This window comes from Methyloligella solikamskensis (genome assembly GCF_042676065.1).
GTDB lineage: Bacteria > Pseudomonadota > Alphaproteobacteria > Rhizobiales > Methyloligellaceae > Methyloligella > Methyloligella solikamskensis.
The window spans coordinates 1,864,091-1,881,802 of the sequence record NZ_JBHTJO010000001.1 but is presented as its reverse complement, the minus strand read 5'-3'; the positions used below and the strand labels follow the sequence as shown (position 1 = coordinate 1,881,802).

Here is a 17,712-nt window from a genome sequence, read left to right as displayed (position 1 = left end):
CTCTTCAACGAGCAACAAGTCGAGATCGTTTTTAAGTCCCGTCCTCAGCGCGTTGTGGGCGCACACTAACTCAGCCGCGCCATATTGTCACCACAGATTGTGACCTCTCGCCGCATCTTTTTGGGGACCAATCCGATTTCGTATGCAGGCAGGCAGCGCCATTGCGCCGTTTCGCAAAAGTAAGCTATTAGCGCGCCAAGGTTGCCGGTCTTCTACAGTCGAGTCGACACGACCGGCCGGCCTTTCGCCCGACCATTTCATCCCGCTGGTTCCGATAGAGTCTCTATGCGCCTCAGCCAATATTTTCTTCCGATCCTGCGCGACGATCCCAAGGAAGCGGAAATCGTCTCACACCGCCTGATGCTGCGGGCCGGCATGATCCGCCAGTCCAGCGCCGGCATCTATTCCTGGCTCCCGCTGGGCCAGAAGGTGTTGCGGAAAATCGAACGGATCGTGGAGGAGGAGCAGGACCGCGCCGGCGCCCTTCAGCTTCTCATGCCGACCATCCAGCCCGCCGAGCTGTGGCGCGAGAGCGGCCGTTACGACGCCTATGGCAAGGAGATGCTCCGCATCACCGACCGTCACGAGCGCGAGATGCTCTACGGCCCCACCAATGAGGAGCTAATCACGGAGATCTTCCGGGCAGGGGTAAAGTCCTACAAGGACCTGCCCAAGATCCTCTATCACATCCAGTGGAAGTTCCGGGACGAGGTCCGCCCGCGCTTCGGCGTTATGCGCGGCCGCGAATTCCTCATGAAGGACTCCTATTCCTTCGACCTCACCAAGGAAGACTCGGTCCGCTCCTACAACAAGATGTTCGTCTCGTACCTGCGGACGTTCGCGCGGATGGGCCTGCGCGCCGTGCCCATGCGGGCCGAGACGGGGCCCATCGGCGGCGATCTCTCTCACGAGTTCATCATCCTCGCCGACACGGGCGAGTCCGCCGTTTACTGCCACAAGGATTTGGTGGAGATGGCGCCGCCCCCCGACGAGCTCGATTACGAGAGCGATCTCACCTCTTACGTCGAGGCCCGCACCGCGCTCTATGCCGCCACAGAGGACGTCCATGAGCCGGAGCGCTTCGAGAAGGAAGTGCCCAAAGACAAGCAGATCTCGGCCCGCGGCATCGAAGTCGGCCAGGTCTTTTACTTCGGCACGAAATACTCCGAGCCCATGAACGCGAAGGTGCAGGGGCCGGACGGTGAGTTGATTCCGGTGGAGATGGGCTCCTACGGTATCGGCGTCTCGCGCCTGGTCGGCGCCATCATCGAAGCCTCCCACGACGATGCGGGCATCATTTGGCCGCAAAACGTGGCTCCCTTCGATGCCGGCCTGATCAATCTCAAGGCTGGCGACCCGGCGACCGACGCGGCCTGCGAAAAGCTCTACGGGTCCCTGAAGGCCGCAGGTCTCGACATTCTCTACGACGACCGCGACGATCGGGCGGGCGCGAAGTTCACCACCATGGATCTGATCGGGCTTCCCTGGCAGATCGTGGTCGGACCGAAGGGTCTCGCCTCGGGCGAGGTGGAGCTGAAGCACAGGGCGACCGGCGAGAAGATCGGAATTTCGCCCGACGACGTGACCGAACGCCTGCGCGAAAACGTCGAAGCCGCCATACGGGGTGATGCATGAGCGATGCGAGCAAGACAGCCAAGGTAAGCGGAACGGGCCGCTCGTTTGCGCCATTCGAGTGGCTGGTGGCGCTGCGCTACCTGCGTCCGCGCCGGAAGGAAGGCTTCATCTCGGTCATCGCCGGCTTCTCCTTCCTAGGCATCCTCTTGGGCGTCGCCACCCTGATCATCGTCATGGCGGTGATGAACGGCTTCCGCCAGGAGCTGTTCGACAAGATGCTCGGCCTCAACGGCCATGTTGTCGTCCATCCCCTCGATGACGACTTCACCGACTACAAGGACGTGGCCAAGCGCATCAACGGCATCGGGGGCGTGCAACACGCCATTCCGCTTATCGAAGGCCAGGTAATGATCACCACCCCAGCCACCCAGACTGGCGCGCTCGTCCGGGGCGTCACCGAGAAGGATCTGAGGGAACTCGGCGCCGTCTCCCAGAACGTCCGCTTCGGCAAGCTGGAAGGCTTCGACGAGGGGGAGGGGCTGGCGCTCGGCTCCCGGCTCGCCAACAATCTCAACGTGAAGGTCGGCGACGAGGTGAGTCTGCTCTCACCGCGAGGCGCTTCGACCGCGCTGGGCACCGCGCCCAGGGTGAAGCGCTACCCCGTGAAGGCGATCTTCGAGCTCGGCATGTCCGAATACGATTCCTCGATTCTGTTCATGCCGCTCCACGAGGCCCAGCGCTACTTCAACAAGCCGGGCAGCGTGACCGTGCTCGAGGTGGTGCTCGACTCCCCCGACGAGGTGGGCGAGCTTGGCCCCAAGATCCTCGATACCGGAGGACCGACCATCTACATCAGCGACTGGCGCCAGCGGAACGCCACCTTCTTCAACGCCCTTGAGGTAGAACGGAACGTGATGTTCCTGATTCTGACGCTGATCGTTCTGGTCGCCGCGCTCAACATCATCTCCGGCATGATCATGCTGGTGAAGGACAAGACCGGCGATATCGCCATCCTGCGCACCATGGGCGCGAGCAGGGGGGCGGTGATGCGAATCTTCTTCATCACCGGCGCCAGCATCGGCGTTGTCGGCACCCTGGCAGGCTTGGCGCTTGGCGTCCTCGTCTGCCTCAATATCGAGAGCATCCGGGAGTTCATCGCCTGGGCGACCAATACGGAGCTCTTTTCGCCGGAGCTCTATTATCTCTCCCAGATGCCCGCCGAGATGGATACGGGCGAGACCATCTCCGTCGTCGTCATGGCGCTCGCGCTCTCCGTGCTCGCCACCCTTTACCCCTCATGGAAGGCGTCCCGGCTCGATCCCGTGGAAGCCCTGAGATACGGCTAGGCGTAATTTCGTGGACACCGCATCCAAAACCGAACCGGCGCTTCGCCTCGAGGCGCTGACCCATACCTTCAAGCAGGGGCCGCGCGAGCTGAAAGTGCTCGACGGTGCTTCCGCCGAGATCTTTCCCGGCGAGACCGTCGCGCTTCTCGGCCCCTCCGGCGCCGGCAAGTCGACGCTGCTCCATATCGCGGGGCTCCTCGAGCAGCCGGCGAGCGGCAAGGTGATGATCGGCGGCGTCGATTGCGGTGCCCTGGACGACAAAGGCCGCACCCGCATGCGCCGCCAGGAGATCGGCTTCGTCTACCAGTTCCACCATCTGCTGCCCGAGTTCTCGGCCGCGGAGAACGTCGTGCTGCCCCAGATGATTCTGGGCCGCGACCGGGCAACAGCCGAAGCCCGGGCCGACGATCTGCTGGCGACCTTCGGCCTGACCGAGCGGGCCGACCATCGCCCGTCCCAGCTTTCCGGCGGCGAGCAGCAGCGCGTCGCCATCGCCCGCGGCGTGGCTAACAACCCGGCGCTGCTCCTGGCCGACGAGCCGACGGGCAATCTCGACCCCCACACGGGCGAGAAGGTCTTCGCCGAGCTGCTGGATCTCGTCCGCAACTCCGCCGTGGGCGCGCTGATCGCCACCCACAACATGGAGCTGGCGAGCCGTATGGACCGGGTGATCCGTCTGTCGGAAGGCAAGCTGGTCGACGAGACCATCGTCACCGCCGAAATTTCCACCGATTAGAGCCACCAAATCGCGCCGGCCGCGTTCGGCCTTGACGCCAAGAACAAAATGAGAACATGCTGACGCCCCGTGAATTATGGGGACGGAGGAGGAACGCGGCACCGCGAGCCTTTCACCGGCGCCCAGAATCGCGGAGGTGTAGGAGGGTACGCCCCGAGCCGGAACCAGCATGCCAGAGCCCGAAACAACAGAGCCGAACGCGCCGAGCCAGAAACGGATCTTCATCCATCTGCGCACCCATTCGGCCTATTCGCTGCTGGAAGGCGCGCTGAAGATCAATCAGCTGGCGAATTTTGCCAAGGACGACCGCCAGCCGGCGCTGGCACTCACCGACAGCAACAATCTGTTCGGGGCCCTGGAATTCTCCACGGTCATGAGCGGGGAGGGCGTCCAACCCATCATCGGCTGCAGCCTTTCCGTCAATCTCGATCCGCCGAAGCCGCCGACCCCCGGGGCCGAGCCCGATCGGGTCCTACCCGACGGGCGCATCGCGCTCCTAGCCAAAAGCGAGCTGGGCTACCGCAATCTCATGCGCCTTTCGAGCGAGGCTTATATCGCGGGCGCCGAGAGCGGCACGCTTGTTGTGACCCGAGAGCAGCTTGCCGAGCATTCCGAAGACCTCATCGCGCTCACCGGCGGGCCGGACGGGCCCATCGACAGCGCCTTTGCCCGCGCCCATGCTGATACGGCCCGCGCGCGTCTCGGCTTCCTTCATGAGGTGTTCGGCGACCGGCTCTATGTGGAGCTGCAGCGCCACGGCCTGCCCCATGAAAGGGCCGTCGAGCCCCATCTGCTCCAGGCGGCTTACGATCTGAAGCTGCCCATCGTCGCGACCAACGAGCCGTATTTCGCCGAGACCGACGATTACGAAGCCCATGACGCGCTGCTCTGCATCGCCGAAGGCAGCTATATCTCCGTGGACGACCGTCGGCGCCTAAGCCCCCAGCATTACTTCAAGTCCCAGGCGGAGATGGTGGCGCTCTTCGCCGATCTGCCCGAGGCCATCGACAACACCGTCGAGATCGCCAAGCGCTGCGCCTACTGCCCCACCAAGCAGGCGCCCATGCTGCCGAGCTTCGTCTCCGGTGTCGCATCTCCCGAAGAGCGGGCCGAGGCGGAGGCCGCCAAGCTGCGCGAGCTGGCCGAAGCGGGGCTCAAGAAGCGGCTGGAGGCTCAAGGGCTAGCGCCGGGCCAGACGGAAGCGGATTACAAGGAACGACTCGACTTCGAGCTCGATGTCATCATCCGCATGCGCTACCCGGGCTACTTCCTCATCGTTGCGGACTTCATCCAGTGGGCGAAAGCTCAGAAGATCCCCGTGGGGCCCGGCCGCGGCTCCGGCGCAGGCTCTCTCGTCGCCTGGGCGCTCACCATCACCGATCTCGACCCGATCCGCTTCGGCCTGATCTTCGAGCGCTTCCTCAATCCCGACCGCGTGTCCATGCCGGACTTCGACATCGATTTCTGCCAGGACCGGCGCGACGAGGTGATCACCTACGTCCAGAACCATTACGGCGCCGACCGGGTCGCTCAGATCATCACCTTCGGTAAGCTCCAGGCCCGCGCCGTGCTGCGCGATGTCGGCCGCGTGCTCCAGATGCCCTACGGCCAGGTCGACAAGCTCTGCAAGCTGGTGCCCAACAACCCGGCCAACCCGGTAACGTTGGCCCAGGCCATCGAGGGCGAGCCGCGGCTTCAGGAAGCCCGCGACGAGGAGGAGATCGTCGCCAAGCTCCTCGATATCGGCCAGCGCCTGGAAGGTCTCTACCGTCACGCCTCGACCCATGCGGCGGGTGTCGTAATCGCCGACCGGCCTCTGATCGATCTGGTGCCGCTCTATCGCGACCCCCGCGCGCCGCTGCCCGCCACTCAGTTCAACATGAAATGGGTGGAGAATGCCGGGCTGGTGAAGTTCGACTTCCTCGGACTGAAGACTCTCACCGTCATCGAGCAGACCGCCAAGTTCATTCGCGACAAGGGCGACGAGATCGATCTGGTCCGGCTTCCTTTGGACGATCAGCCGACCTACGACATGCTGGCCAAGGGCGAGACCGTCGGCGTGTTCCAGGTGGAAAGCCAGGGCATGCGCCGGGCCCTGGTCGACATGGTGCCGGACCGTTTCGAGGACCTCATCGCCCTGGTGGCGCTCTACCGCCCGGGCCCCATGGCCAATATCCCGCTCTACTGCGCCCGCAAGCTGGGCCATGAGAAGATCGAGTACATCCATAAGGATCTGGAGCCGATCCTGGCGCCAACCTACGGCGTCATCACCTATCAGGAACAGGTGCAGCAGATCGCCCGGGACATGGCGGGCTTCACCCTTGCCGAGGCCGATCTCCTGCGTCGCGCCATGGGCAAAAAGATCCGCTCAGAGATGGCAAAGCAGGGCGACCGCTTCATGAAGGGCGCCGCGGAGCGGGGCTACGACAAGCGAACCGCCCAGGCCGTTTTCGATGCCTGCGCCAAGTTCGCAGAGTACGGCTTCAACAAATCTCACTCCGCGCCTTACGCGCTGCTCACCTATCAGACCGCCTATCTGAAGGCGAACTACACGGTAGAATTCATCGCCGCCTCCATGACCCTCGACATGGGCAATGCCGACAAGCTCTCCGGCTTCGTTCGCGAGGCGGAGCGGCTTGGCATCGAAGTGCTGCCGCCCTCGGTCAATCACTCCGAAGTGGCGTTTCTGCCGCGCGAGGACGCGATCCGCTATTCACTGGCCGCGCTGCGCAATGTCGGCCGTCACGCCGTGGAGCATATTGTGAAGGAGCGCGAGGCGAGGGGACCCTTTAAGGACATCTCCGACTTCGCAAGGCGCGTCAGCCCCCGCTACGTCAACAAGCGGGCGCTGGAAAACCTCTGCTATGCCGGTGCGCTCGACTGTCTCGGCGTGGAACGGGCCGTCGCCTACGCCAATATCGATCGCATCATGGCCGAAGGAAATCAGAGCCTGGAAGCCGCGGCCGGCGGCCAGAACGATCTCTTCGTGCTGGGCGCTGAAGGCCCCCCGCCGATTCCCTTGCGCGCCGCCAAGCCGTGGCTGCCCACGGAGCGCCTGTCCTACGAGTTCGACGCCGTGGGCGTCTTCCTCTCCGGCCACCCGCTGGACGATTACGAGGACGTGCTGAAACGGCTCCGCGCCGAAAGCTGGTCGGAACTCGCCGCCAAAGCCCGCCAGCAGAAGACCGTCGGCCGGGTCGCCGCCACCATCCTCGCCAAGCGCGAGCGCAAGAGCCAGCGGGGCAACGCCTTCGCCTTTGTCGCGGCCTCCGACCGCTCCGGCCAGTTCGAAGCGGTGATCTTCTCCGAAGCGCTCTCCGCCGGGCGCCCGCTTCTGGAGACCGGCAATGTCGTGCTGCTCGACCTGGAGGCGGAGCTGGACGGGGAGAGCGGCGATACGGTCAAGGCCCGCATCAACAACGTTACCTCCCTGGAGGAAGCCGCCGCCAAGTTGCCCCAGGGGCTGAAGGTGGTGGTCGATGGACCCGAAGCCTTGAGCGCGCTGGCCGAAGAGCTCTCCCGGCAAAACGGTGCCGGCAAGCGCAGCACGCTGCGCGTCGTGGTCCGCCTCGACGATCTCGGCCGCGAGGTGGAATTCGAGCTGGGCCAGGGCATCAACGCGACCCCGAAACGCAAGAGCGCGCTTTCCATCCTCGATGGTGTGACGGAAGTCGAAGCGCTCTAGGGCGTTCCCGCGGGGATCTGCGCAAACAAACATCGCAAATTCCCAACGCTTGCTTATTTTCCGCGTCCTCCCTATAACCCGGCTCATCTCACACGCGGGGATGCGTTGCGGTTCCACGACAATCGGTTCCGCTCTCGCTCCGGTGAACGGCAGGCGCCCAGGAAAGGCTCTGACGTTTCATAGCCCCCGCGGAGGAAGAAACCGGAAAAAGGAGACGCAGGCCCATGGCACTGCCCGACGTGACGATGCGTCAGCTCTTGGAAGCTGGCGTGCATTTCGGCCACCAGACGCACCGCTGGAACCCGAAAATGGCTCCCTACATCTACGGGGAGCGCAACAACATCCACATCATGGATCTGACTCAGACCGTGCCGCTGCTGCACCAGGCGCTGCTTCAGATCTCCGACACCGTCGCCAATGGCGGCCGCGTGCTTTTCGTCGGCACCAAGCGTCAGGCCTCCGAGGCCATCGCCGAAGCCGCGAGATCCTGCGCGCAGTACTATATCAACCACCGCTGGCTGGGCGGTACGCTCACCAACTGGCGGACCATCTCCCATTCCATCAAGCGGCTGAAATCCTTGGAAGAGCTGTTCGCGGGCGACACCCACGGCCTCACCAAGAAGGAGCTTCTGCAGCTCACCCGCGAGAGGGACAAGCTGGAGCGGTCGCTCGGCGGCATCAAGGATATGGGCGCCCCGCCGGATCTCATGGTCGTCATCGACACCAACAAAGAGAGCATCGCGATCGCCGAAGCCCACAAGCTTAATATGCCTGTCGTGGCAATCGTGGATAGCAATTGCGATCCGGACGGCATCAACTTCCCGGTTCCGGGCAATGACGATGCCGGACGTGCGATCACGCTGTACTGCGATCTGATTGCCCGTGCGGCTCTGGACGGCATCGAGCGTGCCCAGGGCAGCGCCGGCGTCGATATCGGCGAATCCGAGGAGCCCGCAGCCGAAACCGCTCTCGCGGCGGAAGCTGAGGAAGCCGCCCCGGAAGCGAAAGAGGACGAGAAGCCCGCTGCCGAGGCCAAGGCTGAACCCGCTGAGGCCGAAGCCGGCAAGGACGACGAGAAAAAGACTGAGGACGCTAAGGCCGAAGAGACTGCCAAATAGGGTCTCGACCCCAAGAGTAGGTTTCGAGCCACAATACAGGGTTCGGGCCACACGTGGCACCGAACCCTTTAGCGTTAGAGCCGAACTTTTCCATTAGAGGATCGAATGGCGACCATTACCGCAAGCATGGTGAAAGAACTGCGCGAGAAGACCGGCGCAGGCATGATGGACTGTAAGACCGCCCTGAACGAGACGGACGGCGACATGGAGGCGGCCTCCGATTGGCTGCGCACGAAGGGCCTCGCCCAGGCCGCCAAGAAGGCCGGCCGCACGGCGGCCGAGGGCCTCATCGGCGTGTCCTGGAAGGATAACGAGGCGGCCCTCGTCGAGGTGAATTCCGAGACGGATTTCGTGGCCCGCAACGAGATCTTCCAGGAGATGGTGCAGAAGATCGCCGAAGCCGCCCTTGGCGCGAAAGGCGACCTCGACGCCCTGGAAAAGGCCGACTATCCCGGCGGCAAGGGTACCGTAGCCGAGACCGTCAAGGAGACCGTGGGCTCCATCGGCGAGAACATGCAGCTTCGCCGCACCGCCTATCTCACGGTCAATGACGGCGTCGTGGCCCATTACATCCACAACGCCATGGGCACCGGCCTGGGCAAGATGGGCGTCATCGTCGCGCTGGAATCCACCGGCGACAAGGAAGCCCTGGGCGAGTTCGGCCGTCAGGTCGCCATGCATATCGCTGCCGCCAACCCGCAGGCCGTCACCACGGACGAGCTCGACAAGGACCTGGTGGAGCGCGAGCGCACCGTCCTGACCGAACAGGCCAAGGAATCCGGCAAGCCCGACAACGTCGTGGAGAAGATGGTCGAAGGCCGCCTTCGCAAGTTCTACGAAGAGGTCGTTCTGCTGTCTCAGACCTACGTGATCGACACCGAGCTCACGGTGGAGAAGGCGGTCGAGCAGGCGGCGAAGACCGTCGGCGCACCGGTCAAGATTACCGGCTTCCATCGCTACTCTCTGGGCGAAGGCATCGAGCAGGCGGACGACGAGTAATTGCGGCGCAGGCGCCACGCCCTTAGAAACATGGCGGTGACGTTTTCGATTCTCGCCGGCGGAAGCCGTTTGCGGCCTTCCCCGGCGAGAGAACATCGCGCGGCCGGAGTCTGACCCCATGGCCTCACATCAGCCGCCGCTGACCTATCAGCGGATTCTTCTGAAGCTCTCAGGCGAAGCTCTGATGGGACCCGGCGCTGGTGGCATCGACGTCGCCACCTTGAACCGCATCGCATCCGACATAGCTGAGGCGGTCGAGCTCGGCGCCGAGGTCTGCCTCGTCGTCGGCGGCGGCAATATCTATCGCGGCCTCGCCGGCGCCGCTCAGGGCATGGACCGCGTGAGCGGCGACTTCATGGGCATGCTCGCAACCGTACTGAACGGCCTCGCGCTGGGCAGCGCCCTTGAGGACAAGGGCTGCTCGGCCCGTGTCATGTCCGCCATCCCCATGCCGACCGTCTGCGAGCCGTTCATTCGGCCCGTGGCGCTCCAGCATCTCGAAAAAGGCCGCATCGTCGTGCTGGCCGGCGGCACCGGCAATCCGTTCTTCACTACCGACACGGCCGCCGCCTTGCGCGCTGCGGAGATGAACTGCAACGCGCTGTTCAAGGCGACCCAGGTCGACGGCGTCTACAGCGCCGATCCAAAGCTGGTGCCCGATGCCGAGCGCTACGACAGCTTGAGCTTCCACGAGGTGCTCGAGAAGGATCTGCGCATCATGGACGGGCCGGCCATCGCCCTTGCTCGCGATAACAAGATTCCGATAGTTGTTTTCTCCTTGAAGGAGAAGGGCGGTCTGGCGAGCGTTCTGCAGGGGCAGGGCGCCTTCACGACCATTGGCGGCGAGATGGGGTCGTAGGCCGGAACGATCGGGCAAAAACCCACGATCCCCGACCCCAAGCGACGAACAGACGGCCAACGAACAGACGATAAGGACAGCCGGGCCAGGAACCGGTGAATAGGGAGAGCTGTGATGGCGGAATTTGACCTCGGAGAAATCGAACGGCGCATGCGGGGGGCTCTCACCTCCGTGAAGCAGGACTTCGCCGGCCTCCGGACCGGCCGGGCCAGCGCCAGCATGCTCGACCCCATCCAGGTGAACGCCTATGGCAGCACCATGCCTCTCAACCAGGTCGCTTCGGTCAACGTGCCCGAGCCGCGGCTGATCTCCGTTCAGGTCTGGGACAAGGGCCTGGTGGCGGCGGTCGAGAAGGCCATCCGCGAATCCGATCTCGGCCTGAACCCCGCAGTCGAGGGCCAGGTCATGCGTCTTCCGGTGCCCGAGCTCAACGAAGAGCGCCGCGCGGACCTTGCCAAGGTGGCGCACAAATACGCCGAGCAAGCCCGCGTCGCGGTCCGCAATGTGCGCCGTGACGGCATGGAAAGCTTGAAGAAGATGGAAAAAGATGGGGAGATGAGCAAGGACGAGCACCACGATTTCGCTACCGAGGTGCAAGACCTCACCGATACGGTGATCAAGGAGATCGACGAGGCGCTCGCGGCCAAAGAAGCCGAGATCATGCAAGTCTAGTCGAGCGAACGGGTCCAGTGACGCGAACCTTCGCCCTCACATCTTTCTCGGCCTCACGTTTTTCGGCCTCACTTGGGAGCAGGACATGACATTCGCCATGGAAAAGCCCGGCCTCCCAGCCGCCGATGACCCAGGCCCCAGCCATGTCGCCATCATCATGGACGGCAACGGCCGCTGGGCCCAGGAGCGCGGCCTCCCGCGCACCGAAGGCCACCGCCGCGGTGTCGACGCCGTCCGCCGCTCCGTCCAGGCCGCCATGGAGCTGGGCCTCACCCATCTCACTCTATTCAGCTTTTCGTCGGAGAACTGGTCCCGGCCGAAATCGGAGATCCGCGATCTCTTCGGCCTGATGCGCATGTTCGTGCGCCGCGACCTCGCCGACCTCCACAAGCACGGCGTGAAGATCAAGATGATCGGCTCCCGCGAGGGGCTCGAATCCGACGTACTCAAAATGATCGACGACGCCGTCTCCCTCACCAAGGACAATGAAGGGCTGATCCTCACCATCGCCTTCAATTACGGCGGCAGGGACGAGATCGCCCGCGCCGCCAAGAGAATCGCCCAGCAGGTCGAGCAGGGGACGTTGAAACCGGAAGAGGTCACCCAAGAGACCGTCTCCGCCAATCTCGATACGGCCGGGATCCCCGATCCCGATCTTCTGATCCGTACCAGCGGCGAGCTCCGTCTCAGCAATTTCCTGCTCTGGCAGCTGGCCTATGCCGAGTTCGTCTTCGTCGACACCTACTGGCCGGACTTCAATCGCGACACTCTCGAAAGCGCAATCGCCGAGTATCACCAGCGCAGCCGGCGCTTCGGCGGCGTCACGGCGAGATCCACCGCGTGAACGAACCCAACCACGCCTCCGCCACCGGCACCGAGCCCCGCAAGGCTCAATCGGAATTTCTCACCCGCGTGATCTCCGCCTGCTTCATGGCGGTGTTCGCCATCGCCGCCGTGCTTGCCGGCTCCTGGGCCTTCGCGCTTCTGGTCATCGTCGCCGGCCTCATCGTGAACTGGGAATGGGCCCGCATGGTCCGGGGCAGCGGCCACGACAAGCTCGCCCTCATGCAGGGCGCAGCACTCCTTGCCATCGTCGTGCTGACCGAGACGGCGCGCTATCTGGAGGCGACCGCGGTTCTGGGCCTGGCTGTCGTGGCCACGATCCTCATGAGCTATCGGAAGCACATGCTGCCCTGGTCTCTGGCGGGCCTGGCCTACTTCCTCCTGCCGGCCATGGCCCTGATCTGGCTCCGCTCCGATCCGGAATACGGCACCGTCGCGCTGCTTTTCGTCATGGTGATCGCCTGGACCGCCGACAGCGCAGCCTATGTGGGCGGCCGGCTGATCGGGGGGCCGAAGCTCGCGCCGCGCATCTCGCCGAAAAAGACCTGGGCCGGCTTTGCCTCGGGCGTTTTCTTCTCGGCTCTCGTCGGAATTCTTGCCGGCGCGTTCCTCCTGGAAAGCAACGCAATCGCGCTAGGGCTTGTCGCCATCGTTCTCGCTTTGGCCGGAATTCTCGGCGATCTTCTGGAAAGCGGCGTAAAACGCCGCTTCAACGCCAAGGATACGAGCAGCCTGATACCGGGACATGGAGGGCTGCTCGACAGGATCGACGGCCTCCTAATCGCAAGCCTCGCCGCGGCGGCCATCGGCTTCCGCGACATGGCCGCACCGGGGCAAGGCCTGATTCAGTGGTAGATTTCGGGACGGAACAGCAATCGCAATGACCATCCCTCTCAACAGCTCAGCCTATCGCACCGCGCCTTCGCAGAGCGCCGCGCCGCGCCGCATCACGGTGCTGGGCGCAACGGGCTCCATCGGCGAAAACACCTTGGATCTCATCGGCCGCGATCCGGCGCGTTTCCAGGTCGTGGCGCTCACCGGCGGCGAGAAGGTCGACCGCCTGGCCGAGCTCGCCATCCATCATAATGCCGAGCTCGCCGTGATCGCCGACGAAACGCGCTACGAAGCCCTGCGCGCGCGCCTTGAAGGCACCGGCATCGAAGCCGCTGCCGGCCGCCAGGCTGTCATCGAGGCGGCAACCCGGCCAGCGGACTGGACCATGGCGGCCATCGTGGGCGTCGCCGGGCTGGAGCCGACTCATGCCGCGGTGAAGCAGGGCGCGACGGTGGCCGTCGCCAACAAGGAATGCCTGGTCTGCGCCGGCCCGGTCTTCATGGCGGAGGTACGCCGTCACGGGGCCAGGCTGCTCCCGGTCGATTCGGAGCATTCCGCCGCCATGCAGCTCCTCAGCCAGAGCGAAGGCGTCGAAATCGACAAGCTCTGCCTCACCGCATCCGGCGGGCCGTTCCGCCGCTACACCCGCGAAGAGATGGCGCGCGTCACGCCCGAGCAGGCCCTGAAGCATCCGAACTGGTCCATGGGCCCGAAGATCACCCTCGATTCGGCGACCCTGATGAACAAGGCCCTGGAAATGCTGGAAGCTCAGCATCTCTTCGACCTTCCGGCGGATCGAATCGACGCCGTCATCCATCCGCAATCCGTGGTGCACTGCCTCGTCTATTACCGGGACGGTTCGGTGCTGGCTCATATGAGCCCGCCGGATATGCGCACCCCCATCGCCTACAGCCTCGCCTGGCCGGAACGCATGGCCGTGCCCATGGCGCCGCTCGACCTGCCCAAGCTGGCGACCCTGACCTTCGAAGCGCCCGATTCGGATCGGTTCCCGGCACTCCGCCTGGCCCGTGAGGCGCTCCGGACCGGAAAGAGCGCCGGTGCCGTGCTCAACGCGGCCAACGAAGTGGCGGCAGCTGCGTTTTTTGCCGGCGAGATCGGATTCCTCGCTATAACGGAGATCGTCGAGCGGGTACTCACCGAATCGGCGGATCTCGTCGGCCGCGAGCCGACCACCATCGAAGACGTCATTGTCATCGACGAGCAGGCAAGGCGCCGGGCCAGAGAGTGCTTGCCCGCCTTCGCCTGAATGGCCATATTCGGCCCAGTAAAATCAGAATGTTAAAGGTTTCCCAGGAAGGTTTCTCATGGATATTTTGAGCGCGCTTTGGGGATTCGGGGACACGCTAGTCTCCTATGTGATCCCCTTTCTGCTGGTGCTCACCGTCATCGTGTTCGTCCATGAGCTCGGCCACTTCCTAGTGGCCCGCTGGTGCGGCGTCGATATCAGCGTGTTCTCCATCGGCTTCGGCCCTGAGATCGTCGGCTTCACCGACAAGCACGACACGCGCTGGCGCTTCTCCTGGATTCCGCTGGGCGGCTACGTGAAGTTCATCGACGATGAAAACGCCGCCAGCGCGCAGGGGCGCGAGGCGTTCGAGAAGCTTTCAGAGGAAGACAAAAAGCGCAGTTTTCAGGGGAAAACCCTAGCTCAGCGCGCGGCCATCGTCGCCGCGGGTCCCATCGCCAACTTCCTGCTCGCCATCGCCATCTTCACGGTGATGTTCAGCCTCTTCGGGCAGCAGGTGACCGCACCCAATGTCGATGTGGTGCGCGAAGGCAGCGCTGCGGAAGCCGCCGGCTTCAAGCCCGGCGACGTGGTGCTGGAGGTCGATGGCACCCGAATCGATAATTTCGGCGAGATGCAGCGAATCGTCAGCACCCAGCCCGGCGAGGAGCTTTCCTTCCTGGTGGAACGCGACGGTCAGGAGATTCGACTCACCGCCACACCGGAACTGCAAGAGGTCGAGGACCGCTTCGGAAATAAGGTTCCCATGGGCATACTGGGGATTCAGCGCAACGCTGGCGCCAGCGAATGGACCCTGAAGCGCGAGGATCCGCTGACCGCCATGGGGATGGCGGTCAATCAGACCTGGTTCGTTATTAGCCACTCACTTGGCTACGTCTACGATGTCATCGTTGGCCGAGCAAAACCCGACCAATTGGGCGGTCCGATCCGCATTGCCCAGGTGTCCGGCCAAGCAGCCAGCCTAGGTGTTCTTGCCGTCGTCAACTTCGCTGCCATCATCTCCATCAGTATCGGGCTGATAAATCTTTTCCCGATACCGATGCTGGACGGCGGTCATCTTCTCTACTACGCGGTGGAGGCGATCCGCGGCCGTCCGCTATCGGAGCGGAGCCAGGAAGTTGGTTTCCGGATTGGCCTTGCGGTCGTTCTTATGCTAATGATCTTCGCAACTTGGAATGATCTGATCCATCTCAGCTTTTCGTAAACGGCTTTGTAATCGACTTAGACGCATTGTGTAGGTGGGCGAGGGACAAGACCCGCCGCACGCTTGGGGACAGCAAACAAAAAAGGGCCACAAAAGCTGGTCAGCTTCGATCTCGCATACGCGTCTGTGGGGGATCGGCGTGAAGGGGGACATCACCAGCAATGGTGCGGTGTAACTGGTTTAGCGGGCTGATGTTCTTGGCCCTGGTGTTGCTTGGCGCTCTGCCGATTTATGCCGGCATGGGTTTCGCCACGGGGGATGAGTCTGCTTACGCTCAGGCCGGCGGCACCATCACATCCATTCAGGTGCAGGGGAACCGGCGTGTCGAGCCGGCCACAGTGCGCGCCTATCTTACGTTCTCGGTCGGCGATCCTTACAACCCGGCCGAGGTCGACGAATCTCTGAAAACCCTGTTCTCCACGGGCCTCTTCAAGGATGTCCGCATCCGGCGCAGCGGCGGCACCGTGATTATCGTCGTTGAGGAGAACCCGATCGTGAATCGGGTGGCCTTCGAGGGGAACGACGAGGTCGATGACGAGACGCTCCAGGCCGAGGTCTCTCTGAAGCCGCGCTCCGTCTACACCCGTGCCCGGGTACAGCAGGACACACAGCGCATTCTCGATGTCTATCGCCGCCAAGGTATGTACGCCGCCTCGGTCGATCCCAAGATCATCAATGTCGAGAACAACCGGATCGACGTGGTCTACGAGATCCGCGAAGGTGCCACGACCAAGGTCCGGTCGATCAACTTCATCGGCAACAACTCCTTCAGCGATTCACAGCTCCGCTATGTGATCTCGACCACCCAGACCAACTGGCTGAGCTTCCTGAAGAACACCAATATCTACGATCCCGACCGCCTGAACCTCGATAAGGAGCTGCTGCGCCAGTTCTATCTGAAGGAAGGCTATGTCGATGCACGCATCGTGTCGGCAACCGCCGACATGGACCCGAATGGCAAGGGCTTCTACATCACCTTCGTGATCGACGAAGGCCCGCGCTACCGCGTCGGCCAGGTCGATATCGAATCCCATCTGCCGTCGGTAAATGTCGAGGCGCTGCGCCGCGATATCGAATCCAAGCCCGGCCGCTGGTACGACGCGGAGAAGGTCGAGACGACCGTCGAAGCGCTGACCGTCGACGTGTCCGAGCAGGGCTACGCGTTCAGCCAGGTGCGGCCGCGCCTCTATCGCGATCCGGCGACCCAGACCGTTGGCATCACCTACATGATCGAGCAGGGCCCGCGGGTCTATATCGAGCGCATCGAGATTGTCGGCAACTACCGCACCCTGGACCATGTGATCCGGCGCGAGTTCCGGCTGTCCGAGGGCGACGCCTATAACCGGCTTCTGGTGGAGGCCGCTCGCCAACGCCTGCGCAAGCTCGGCTTCTTTAAATCCGTCGAGGTCGACACCCGCCAGGGCAGTGCGCCCGACCGCGTGGTCATTATCGTGACCGTAGAGGAGCAGGCCACCGGCGAACTCTCCTTCGGTGTGGGCTATTCGACCTCGGAAGGTATCATCGGCGACGTCAGTATCTCCGAACGGAACCTGATGGGCCGCGGCCAGTATGTCCGCTTGGGCGTGTCTGGCAGCCAGGAACGCTTGCAGTTCGACCTGAGCTTCACCGAACCGCGCTTCCTGGGCCGCGACCTTGCCGCCGGCTTCGACGCCTTCCACAAGGACGTGGACTATTCGAACGTCGCCTCGTTCTCGCAGCGCAATACCGGTGGCGTCCTCCGGCTGGGCTTCCCGGTCGCCGAGGATACCCGCCTTGGCCTGCGCTATTCCTACGAGCATGAGGAGGTCTACGACGTCCAGCCCGACGCATCGCCTGTGATCGCCTCGTCAGAGGGTGAGGCGAACGTCTCGAGCCTTGGCTACACGCTGGCCTACGACACCCGGAATCTGCCCCAGTCTCCGACCCAGGGTATCTTCCTGTCCTTCTCTCAGGATCTGGCCGGTATCGGCGGCGACGTGAACTATATCCGGACTGTTGCGGATGCCCGCGGCTACTATCCGATCACCAAGAAGTTGACCTTCGCCGGCCGTCTGCAGGGCGGCATCATCGAAGGCTGGGGTGACGATCAGTGCGGCACCAGCATCTCCAACTCCGATCCGGGCTGTCTGCGTCTGACCGACCTGTTCTTCAAGGGCGGCGAGACGATCCGTGGCTTTGAGCGCGCCGGTTTCGGCCCGCGTGACATCGGTTCGCCCGACAACGACGCCCTGGGCGGCAAGATCTACTATGCCGCCACCGCCGAGGTGCGCTTCCCGATGCCGCTCATTCCGGAGAATCTCGGCATGCAGGGCGCCGTCTTCGTGGATGCCGGTTCGCTCTATGATGCCAGCTCTCTGGCCAAGAACCTCGCTGACGATCTCGCCGATAGCGACGATCTGCGAGCATCGGCCGGTTTCAGCGTGATCTGGGCTTCGCCGCTCGGGCCATTGCGGGCTGACATCGCCCATGCATTCCTGCATACGGATTATGATGAGCTCGAGGTCTTCCGCTTCGGCGCCTCGACCAACTTCTAGGACGCTCCCGTCCGAGCCCAAACGCATAGTGTGTCTCGCC

General features: G+C 63.5%; 13 protein-coding genes. All 13 read left to right on the top strand.

The annotated features are described in order from the left end of the window. Nucleotides 1–285 precede the first annotated feature (285 nt). Nucleotides 286–1,635 (top strand): proline--tRNA ligase, encoded by a 1,350-nt coding sequence (proS, locus tag ACFQ2F_RS09135; protein WP_379088903.1) that lies wholly within the window; start codon nt 286–288, stop codon nt 1,633–1,635. After that, nucleotides 1,632–2,921 (top strand): lipoprotein-releasing ABC transporter permease subunit, encoded by a 1,290-nt coding sequence (locus ACFQ2F_RS09130; RefSeq protein ID WP_379088900.1) that lies wholly within the window; start codon nt 1,632–1,634, stop codon nt 2,919–2,921. Before proS ends, ACFQ2F_RS09130 begins: the two co-directional genes overlap by 4 nt. A gap of 10 nt (nt 2,922–2,931) precedes the next feature. Beyond that, entirely contained in the window at nt 2,932–3,657 is a 726-nt protein-coding gene (locus ACFQ2F_RS09125; RefSeq protein WP_379088897.1) for an ABC transporter ATP-binding protein, read from the top strand. Nucleotides 3,658–3,826: 169 nt separating this feature from the next. Then, the gene (gene dnaE, locus ACFQ2F_RS09120) at nt 3,827–7,342 is read left to right on the top strand and encodes a DNA polymerase III subunit alpha (RefSeq protein ID WP_379088894.1); all 3,516 of its coding nucleotides are present in this window, start codon (nt 3,827–3,829) and stop codon (nt 7,340–7,342) included. Nucleotides 7,343–7,566: 224 nt separating this feature from the next. Next, entirely contained in the window at nt 7,567–8,460 is an 894-nt protein-coding gene (gene rpsB, locus ACFQ2F_RS09115) for a 30S ribosomal protein S2 (RefSeq protein WP_379088892.1), read from the top strand. Nucleotides 8,461–8,565: 105 nt separating this feature from the next. Continuing rightward, nucleotides 8,566–9,459, top strand: a complete 894-nt coding sequence (tsf, locus tag ACFQ2F_RS09110; protein WP_379088889.1) for a translation elongation factor Ts — start codon at nt 8,566–8,568, stop codon at nt 9,457–9,459. Nucleotides 9,460–9,577: 118 nt separating this feature from the next. Then, nucleotides 9,578–10,318 carry a UMP kinase gene (gene pyrH / locus ACFQ2F_RS09105; RefSeq protein WP_379088886.1) on the top strand — a complete coding sequence of 247 codons (741 nt, stop codon included), beginning with the start codon at nt 9,578–9,580 and terminating at the stop codon, nt 10,316–10,318. Nucleotides 10,319–10,432: 114 nt separating this feature from the next. Then, nucleotides 10,433–10,990 (top strand): ribosome recycling factor, encoded by a 558-nt coding sequence (gene frr, locus ACFQ2F_RS09100; protein ID WP_379088883.1) that lies wholly within the window; start codon nt 10,433–10,435, stop codon nt 10,988–10,990. A 97-nt stretch (nt 10,991–11,087) separates the two neighbouring features. Further along, entirely contained in the window at nt 11,088–11,834 is a 747-nt protein-coding gene (locus tag ACFQ2F_RS09095; protein ID WP_379090657.1) for an isoprenyl transferase, read from the top strand. Next, nucleotides 11,831–12,688, top strand: coding sequence for a phosphatidate cytidylyltransferase (locus ACFQ2F_RS09090; protein WP_379088880.1), 858 nt, complete (start codon nt 11,831–11,833; stop codon nt 12,686–12,688). Before ACFQ2F_RS09095 ends, ACFQ2F_RS09090 begins: the two co-directional genes overlap by 4 nt. Before the next feature lie 25 nt (nt 12,689–12,713). Next, the gene (dxr, locus tag ACFQ2F_RS09085) at nt 12,714–13,934 is read left to right on the top strand and encodes a 1-deoxy-D-xylulose-5-phosphate reductoisomerase (protein ID WP_379088877.1); all 1,221 of its coding nucleotides are present in this window, start codon (nt 12,714–12,716) and stop codon (nt 13,932–13,934) included. A gap of 58 nt (nt 13,935–13,992) precedes the next feature. Next, entirely contained in the window at nt 13,993–15,138 is a 1,146-nt protein-coding gene (gene rseP / locus ACFQ2F_RS09080) for an RIP metalloprotease RseP (RefSeq protein ID WP_379088874.1), read from the top strand. Nucleotides 15,139–15,299: 161 nt separating this feature from the next. Beyond that, a complete protein-coding gene (gene bamA / locus ACFQ2F_RS09075; RefSeq protein ID WP_379088871.1) occupies nt 15,300–17,672 on the top strand; it encodes an outer membrane protein assembly factor BamA in 2,373 nt (790 codons plus the stop codon). The last annotated feature ends 40 nt before the right edge of the window (nt 17,673–17,712 follow it).